Source organism: Phyllobacterium sp. P5_D12 (assembly GCF_054049495.1).
Genome location: NZ_JBFUMG010000881.1, coordinates 1 through 1,281 on the forward strand (window position 1 = coordinate 1; position 1,281 = coordinate 1,281).

2 protein-coding genes are annotated in these 1,281 nt (G+C 58.3%); both read left to right on the forward strand.

The genetic code is table 11. From position 1 onward, the window contains the following. Nucleotides 1–951, forward strand: a 951-nt coding sequence (gene pqqB, locus ACXJ5O_RS27285) for a pyrroloquinoline quinone biosynthesis protein PqqB (protein WP_457302642.1), incomplete at its 5' end; no start/stop codon positions are given. Then, nucleotides 948–1,281 (forward strand): thiaminase II/PqqC family protein (locus tag ACXJ5O_RS27290; RefSeq protein ID WP_457302643.1); only part of this gene is annotated, 334 nt, incomplete at its 3' end. The genes pqqB and ACXJ5O_RS27290, both read left to right, overlap by 4 nt.

Here is a 1,281-nt window from a genome sequence, read left to right on the forward strand (position 1 = left end):
GTGCCCGGTGCCCGCATGCGATTGACAGTCATCGGCTCCGCAGCAGGAGGCGGGTTTCCCCAGTGGAATTGCAATTATCGATTGAGCCGTGGAGCACGGAATGGCGAAGCCAATTTCCGTGCGAGAACCCAGTCCAGCCTCGCCGCCAGCGCGAACGGGCATGATTGGATTTTGTTCAACGCATCGCCCGACATTCGCCAGCAGATTGCCGTCACACCTGAATTGCAGCCGCGGGCCGATGGACCGTTGCGCTCGACGCCTATCCGCGCTGTTATCCTGACCAATGCCGATGTCGATCATATTGCCGGGCTGCTCAGCTTGCGTGAGCGCGAACCGTTCGCGATTTATGCGACAGGGCGGGTTCTCGACGTGCTCGAATCCAATTCGATTTTCAACGTCCTTGATCGGGAAATCGTCCACAGACGCGAGCTCCCCGTGGGCGAGAGCACGGATATTCTTGACGCACGTGGAAATCCTGTCGGCATTACCGTCGAAACTTTTGCTGTGCCGGGTAAGGTTGCGCTGTTTCTCGAAGATAAATCGAAGGCGAGTGAAGGGTTTGGCACGAAGGAAGGTGATACGATCGGCCTGCGGATCGCTTCGAATGATGGTGCGACGGCCTTCTATATTCCGGGCTGCGCCGGTATCGACACGCCCCTTAGAGAACGCTTGTCAGGCGCCGATTGTCTCTTCTTTGATGGCACCGTCTATACCGATGACGAGATGATCACGGCGGGGGTGGGGACAAAAACCGGCGCGCGAATGGGCCATATGTACATTTCGGGCGAGGGCGGTTCACTGGCGGCCCTGGCCGATCTTGGCATCAGGAAGCGGATCTATGTGCACATCAACAATACCAACCCCATTCTCGACGCGGCATCGCCTGAACATGCGGCAGTTGTCGCAGCGGGCTGGAAAATAGCATTTGACGGCATGGAGGTCAGGCTTTGAGCAAATTCGGCAATGCGGCGCGAGACGGATTGTCACCGGCTGATCTGGAAAAAGTTCTGCGCGAGGTCGGTGCGGAGCGCTATCACAATCGTCACCCTTACCATCATCAGATGGTCAACGGCGCTTTGACCAAGGGCCAGATGCAGGCCTGGGCGCTCAATCGCTATTGCTATCAGTCGGTCATTCCGCGCAAGGATGCGATGATCCTTGCCCGGGCCGAGGATCCCGAATTTCGCGCCGAATGGCGCAAGCGGATCGAAGATCATGATGGCGACGACGGCTGGAGTGGTGGCATTGCGCGCTGGCTGAAGCTGGCAACGGGCCTTGGCC